6 protein-coding genes are annotated in these 6,440 nt (G+C 61.5%); 4 read left to right on the top strand and 2 right to left on the bottom strand.

Going from position 1 to position 6,440, the window contains the following annotated elements:
- Positions 1 to 60: 60 nt before the first annotated feature.
- Positions 61 to 1,959, bottom strand: a complete 1,899-nt coding sequence (locus tag ACW9JE_RS27515; RefSeq protein ID WP_457434552.1) for an FTR1 family protein — start codon at positions 1,957 to 1,959, stop codon at positions 61 to 63.
- 304 nt (positions 1,960 to 2,263) lie between these two features.
- Between ACW9JE_RS27515 and ACW9JE_RS27510 the strand changes: the two genes are divergently transcribed.
- The 4 genes from ACW9JE_RS27510 to ACW9JE_RS27495 are packed head-to-tail and all read left to right on the top strand — an operon-like array spanning position 2,264 to position 5,415.
- Positions 2,264 to 3,661 (top strand): COG3014 family protein, encoded by a 1,398-nt coding sequence (locus ACW9JE_RS27510; RefSeq protein ID WP_457434551.1) that lies wholly within the window; start codon positions 2,264 to 2,266, stop codon positions 3,659 to 3,661.
- 15 nt (positions 3,662 to 3,676) lie between these two features.
- Positions 3,677 to 4,048, top strand: a complete 372-nt coding sequence (locus tag ACW9JE_RS27505; protein ID WP_224537746.1) for a YcfL family protein — start codon at positions 3,677 to 3,679, stop codon at positions 4,046 to 4,048.
- A 35-nt stretch (positions 4,049 to 4,083) separates the two neighbouring features.
- Positions 4,084 to 4,671: a penicillin-binding protein activator LpoB gene (gene lpoB / locus ACW9JE_RS27500; RefSeq protein WP_224537745.1), complete on the top strand. Its 588-nt coding sequence runs from the start codon at positions 4,084 to 4,086 to the stop codon at positions 4,669 to 4,671.
- A 3-nt stretch (positions 4,672 to 4,674) separates the two neighbouring features.
- On the top strand, positions 4,675 to 5,415 hold the full coding sequence (locus ACW9JE_RS27495; RefSeq protein ID WP_224537743.1) for a penicillin-binding protein activator LpoB: 741 nt from the start codon (positions 4,675 to 4,677) through the stop codon (positions 5,413 to 5,415).
- Positions 5,416 to 5,632: 217 nt separating this feature from the next.
- Here the strand turns inward: ACW9JE_RS27495 and rhtB are convergent, their stop codons facing one another.
- Positions 5,633 to 6,265, bottom strand: coding sequence for a homoserine/homoserine lactone efflux protein (rhtB, locus tag ACW9JE_RS27490; protein ID WP_175379611.1), 633 nt, complete (start codon positions 6,263 to 6,265; stop codon positions 5,633 to 5,635).
- Between the last annotated feature and the right edge of the window lie 175 nt (positions 6,266 to 6,440).

Below are 6,440 nucleotides of genomic sequence, written 5' to 3'. Positions count from 1 at the left end.
GTCCAACACTAACCTTGTGGGAGCGGGCTTGCCCGCGATTATGAGCGAAGCGAATGCTGTTTAAGAGACCTGCACCCGCCGCTTCTCAGCCACCCAACTGCGGCCATACAGCACCACAATTGCAATGATCGCCACCGCCTGCGCGCTCAGCGAATACGCATCGGCATGAATCCCCAGCCAGTCGAACTCGAAGAACGGCACCGGCCGCGTGCCGAAGATGCCCGCTTCCTGCAGCGCCTTCACGCCATGTCCGGCGAACACCACCGACAAGGCGCACAACAGAGCGGCGTTGATGCTGAAGAACAGCGTCAACGGCAGTTTCGCCGAGCCGCGCAGAATCACCCACGCCAGGCCGAACAACAGCACCAGCGCCGTCGCACCGCCGGCCAGTACCGCGTCGTGACCGGCAGGACCTGCCTGCAGCCACAGGGTTTCGTAGAACAGAATCACTTCGAACAGCTCGCGATACACCGAGAAGAACGCCAGGATCGCAAAACCGAAACGTCCGCCGCCGCCCACCAGGCTGCTCTTGATGTAGTCCTGCCAGGCCGCGGCATGCCGACGGTCGTGCATCCACACGCCCAGCCACAGCACCATGACGCTGGCGAACAGCGCCGTCGCGCCTTCGAGCAATTCACGTTGCGAGCCGCTGACATCGATCACATACGCCGCCAGCGCCCAGGTGCCCAGGCCGGCCAACAGCGCCAGGCCCCAGCCGACGTTGACGCTGCGCACCGCCGACTGCTGGCCGGTGTTACGCAGGAACGCCAGAATCGCCGCCAGCACCAGAATCGCTTCCAGACCTTCACGCAGCAGAATCAACAGGCCGGAAATGTAGCTCAGCGACCAGCTCAAGCCATCGCTGCCGAGCAGGCCGGCGGCGGTCTTCAATCCGGCCTTGGCCACGTCCAGACGCTGTTCGACCTGCTCGATCGGCAAACCATCCTGCAACGACTGACGGAAGGCCATCAGCGATTTTTCCGTGTCCTTGCGCACGTTGGCGTCGACGTTATCCAGCGAGCTTTCCACCAGCTCGAAGCCTTCCAGGTACGCCGCCACCGACAGGTCATAGGCCTGATCGTGGTCGCCGGCACGGTAGGCCGCGAGACTCTTGTCCAGGGTCGCGGCGGTGTAATCGAGCAACTGCGCCGGGCCACGCTTGACCTGCGGCGGTTGCGCCCGCTGCGCGCGGAACACCGCAGCCGCCTGCGGGCCATCGACCGCCTGCACTTCGGCCGGCGTCTGACGGGCCAGGTCGGCGATGTTGTAGACCTTGTCGCCGCCGGCAGCAGCCGCGTCGGCACTGAAGCTGGCGATATAGGTCGCCAAGTCCCAGCGCTGACGCTCGTCCAGCTGATCGGCGAAAGCCGGCATGTCGGTCCCTTCAACACCCAGCCCCAGGGTGTTGTAGATCGCATACAGGCTCAGGTGATCCAGACGCGCGTTGTCGCGCAGATTGGCCGGTGGCGGCGTCAACCCGACACCCGCCGGGCCATCGCCCGCGCCGGCATCGCCGTGACACACCGAACAGTGCTGCGCATACAGCGGCGCGCCACGGGTCGGGTCCGGAGTGATGATCGGCGCCTGGCTGACTTCATAGGCCACCGCCAGTTTCGCGCCCAATTGTCGTGCCTGACGGGCGACATCCGCACCGTCTTGACGGTCAGTGATCGCACCGCGAAGGGTGGTGATGCCCTGCTCCAGAGCGGCTTTTTCCGGCTTGGCCGGCATGGCGCTCACCAGGCCTTGCAACGCCTGGACGAACTCCAGTTGCTCACGGTATTCGGACTCGTTGACGACCTCGCCTGCCTGCACTGCTTGCGGGTAGTCCGCACCGATGTAGTCGAGCAGATGCAGTGCTTGCGGCGCGCCTTCCACCGTGTCGGCCAGCAGATTGAGACTGCATAGGGCGAACACCGGCGCGACCAGCCAGGCCAGGAAACGGGAGGGGGCAATCATGAATGAATCTCATTTGGAAACACGAAGTAACATATTGTTCCCTCTCAATGATTTTCACTCAAGCTTTGTTATGGAGTTCAGCCGCTGCTGATTTTTTCGAGATAGTGGCACGGCAGCTGAAATAGCCATTAATAAGCCATTACATGGCCACCATCCCTGTCTATAATGCGCAGCCCTCGTTCTGACGACGCGGCATCAAAGCTCCTCTCACGAGGAACTGGCAGGAAGCCGGACCACCTGCCAGTAGGTCCCAACAGCCCGACCAGCGACTGCGGCTGCATTCATTCAGGGAAGAAGCACCGTTATGGCCTCCCGCGCCCTTACCGCGATCGCGCTCAGCGCCGTCACTTTGATTTCCGGCTGTTCGGCCTTTCGCAACTACGATTCCGAACTGGCTCAGACCAACCAGCAACTGGCCTCCGGCAACGTCGATGCCGCCCTGACCCTGCTGGAAAAGAACAACACCGGCGAAAACAAAGACCTGCTCTATTACTTCGAGAAAGGTGAGTTGCTGCGCGCCAAGGGCGACTTGTCCGGCAGCCAGAACGCCTGGACCAGCGCCGATCAGGTGGTGGGGCAGTGGGAAGATTCGGTGAAGCTCGACACCGCCAAGTACCTGGCCCAGTTCGGCAGTTTCCTGGTCAACGACAAGGTTCGTCGCTACGAAGGCTACGACTACGAAAAAGTCATGCTGACCACGCAAATGGCCCTCAATCTGCTGGCACTGAATGACTTCGACGGCGCCCGTACCGCGATCAAGAGAACCCACGAGCGCGAAGCGGTGATCGCCGATCTGCGCGACAAGGAATACCTCAAGAGTGAGGAAGAGGCCGAGAAGGAAGGCATCACCACTCAGTACAAGGATTTGCAGGGTTACCCGGTCGCCAGCCTCGATGCGCCGGAAGTGGTCAACCTGAAGAACAGCTACCAGAGTGCGTTCAGTCATTACCTGGCCGGTTTCGTCTATGAAGCCCTGGGTGAGAAAGACTTGGCCGCGCCGGGCTATCGCAAGGCCGCCGAACTGCGCCCGAATACTCCGCTGCTGGAGCAGGCGTTGAAGGATCTGGACAAGAAAAGCGCCAAGGATGAAGACAGCGACATCCTGATCGTGGTGCAGAGCGGCCTGGCGCCGGCCCGGGACTCGATCCGCGTGCCGCTGCCTCTGCCGATCAGCGGCAACGTGGTGATCACCCCGTTGTCGTTCCCGATCATCAAGCCCGACACCTCCACTGCCTCCTTCGCCCAGATCGGCGTGGACGGTCAGCAAATGAATCTGACTCAACTCAACAGCACCACCGCCATGTCCCAGCGCGCCCTGCGTGACGACATGCCGGGCATCATCGTGCGCACCACCGTGCGCGCGGTCACCCGTGGCGTGGCGCAGAAGAAGATCAACGAAACCAACCCGCTGGCAGGCCTGGCGGTCGGTATCACTTCAGCGGTGCTCGAAGGTGCCGATACCCGTACGTGGCGCACGCTGCCGGATAACACCCAAGTGGTGCGCCTGCGCCTGAAGAAGGGCGAGCACCAGATCGCGCTGCCGAACGCCGTCGGTGGCACGACGGTGAAAGTCACTGTCGATCAGCGCTACCAGGTCATCAGCCTGCGCGCCGTGGGCAATCAGGTATTCGCCAGCGGCGTCGCCGCCCATGTGATCCCGAGCGCCAGTGCAACCACCGTCGCCAGCCTCGCCAAACCTTAAGAACGGAGTCTTCGCATGCGTTTCAAATTCATCGCCGTCCTGGGCCTGGCCCTGTTGGCCGGCTGCGCAACCCCGCCACCACCTGAGCCGGGCAGCGCCGCCAGCAAAGTCGTGGCCATGGGCAAGCTCAAGAACATCGTGGTCGGCGCCATGCGCGTGGCCCGGGAAAACGGCTTCATGACGGTCAATGCGCAGCTGAGCAACACCAGCTACAACAACAAGACCTTCTACTACCGCTTTGCCTGGCTCGGCCCTGAAGGCTTCCCGATTGCCGAAGAGGAAGTCTGGAAAAGCCAGATGATGTACGGCGAACAGACCAGCTTCATCCAGGCCATCGCGCCGACTGCCAAAGCCGTGGATTTCCGTCTGGAAATCAAGACGCCTTGAGCCAACCCCCTATTTCCGTTTCAGAGAGCATTCCCATGTTTGCACGCTTTTCCTGCATCGCCGTCCTCGCCCTGCTCGCCAGCGGTTGCGCCAACACCTCGCCGACCCTGGGCAGCAAGAACATCAGCTACGGCGACACCAAGGCCGTTGAAACCGTCACCAACGAGTTCGGTTCGACCGACCTGCAAATGATCGCCGAGTCCATGACCCGTTCCCTGGCCCAGTCGGGCACGCTGCAGGGCCGTCCGGTGGTTCAGGTCTATGACGTGAAGAACAAGACCAGCGAGTACATCGACACCCGCGAAATCACCACCAGCATCAAGACTCAGCTGATGAAGTCCGGCACCGCCCGCTTCGCCAGCGACAACACCCAGATGCAGAGCCAGGTCGACCAACTGAAACTGCAGAACCAGAGCGGTCTGTACAAGAAGAGCACCGTGGCCAAGACCGGCAACATGGTTGCCGCCAAGTACCGCCTGGAAGGCTCGATCAGCTCGATCGTCAAGCGCAGCAGCGACTATAAGGATGTCTTCTACAAATTCAGCCTGCAATTGATCGACGTCGAAAGCGGTCTGGCCGAGTGGATGGACGAGAAAGAGATCCGCAAAACCACGGAGCGTTAATCGATGCGCACATGGATTGGCATGATGGCCCTGGCTTGCGCGTTCAGCGCGCAGGCGGCCCCGAAAGTCGCAGTGACAGACCTGGCGTACCAGGAGCGCGTGGAGCAGTACATCCACATCGTCTCGGCCCAGAACAACTTTCAGGCGAGTCACTACAGCGCCAGCGGCTCTTCGAGCTACAACGAAATCGAAGCCACCAGCAGCTACATCGAGCAGGGTGAGCTGCGTAAATTCACCGGCGACATCAAGGGTGAAATGCTGCGCACCGGCATGTTCCAGCTGGTGCAGGGCACGCCTTACACCGCTTCATCCAAGGGTGACGTCTATGACGTGATCAAGCGGATCAAGGCCGGCAACTTCAAGGGCGCCGACTACGTGCTGTTCGGTACCGTCTCGGACATCGACTTCACCCGCGACGTGACCGAACTGGCCAACACCGACAGCCATTCGGCGGTGCTGGCGCTGACCCTCGTGGCCGATTTCAGCCTGATCAACACCCGGACCTATGAAATCACCTCGGCCTTCACGGCGATGGGCGAAGGCCAGGACACCAAACTGGTGAACGGTCGCGATATCAAGGTTTCGCTGAACCGCCCACGGGTGGTTCGCGAGGTTTCCAAGGCGCTGGGTGAGGATGTGGCGGCGCAACTGAGCCAGCAGCTTGGCGGCGGCTACGAGCAGCCTGGGCAGGCGCCGTTGCGTAACAACCTGCCGCGGGATACGGCGCCGGTTATCCTGCGCTAACCAAGCCAGCGCAGGACCTGTAGCAGCTGGCGCAGCCTGCGTCCGGCTGCGAAGCAGTCGTGAAATCAGCCAGCGCGGTGTGCCAGGGAAATCGCGCACTCAGGTTTTGCGACTGCTGCGCAGCCGGACGCAGGCTTCGCCAGCTGCTACAGGTTTCGTGCTCGGCTTGAAATGAAAAAGGCGACCTCAAAGGTCGCCTTTTTTTGTGCCCGACGCTTCAGACCGCCGCTTTGCGCAACGTCGCCATGAATGCCGCCGCGCCAATGAACAGCCCGGCGAAGGTACGGTTCATGCGTTTCTGCTGCTTCGGCGTGCGCAGCATGCGCAGCACCTTGGAGGCCAAGCCGGTGTAGCCGGCCATGACGATCAGGTCGACGCAGATCATGGTCACGCCGATGATCAGGTACTGGATCAGCAGCGGTGCGTGCGGATCGATGAACTGCGGCAGTACCGCGAGCATGAACACCAGTGCCTTGGGGTTGCTGACGTTGACCAGGAAGCCGCGGAACACCAAAGCCATCGGCTTGCCGATCTGGCGGACGGCCGCGTCATCGCTCATGTCGCTGGGCAGCGCGCGCCATTGCTTGATGGCGAGGTAGACCAGATAGGCCACACCGAACCATTTGATCGCGTAGAAAGCCGTGGCCGAGGCAGTGAGGATCGCGCCCACACCGGCGCCGACGATGGCAATTTGCAGCGCCAGGCCCAGTTGCAGGCCCAGTGCGTTCCAGTAGCCGCGCCAGAAACCGTATTGCAGACCGCTGGACATCGACGCAATGGCGCCGGCACCGGGAGAAAGGCTGATCACCCAGCAGGCGGCAAAAAACGCCAGCCATGTTTGAAGCTCCATTGCACACCTCGACTCAGACTCGTGACAGACGTCTAAGCTAATGCGGCTTTGGGTTGGTGACTACTGATTTTTTGCAGGATGTGTCGAGCGCCGACGAGCGTGGGCGGCCCTAAGGGCCTCTTCGCGAGCAAGCTCGGCTCCTACAGAAATTGTTTGCGTCACAAATCCACTGTAG

It is taken from the genome of Pseudomonas sp. SDO55104_S430 (assembly GCF_054070595.1).
Note: the sequence above shows the minus strand (reverse complement) of the source record. Positions and strands in the feature narration are given on the sequence as shown.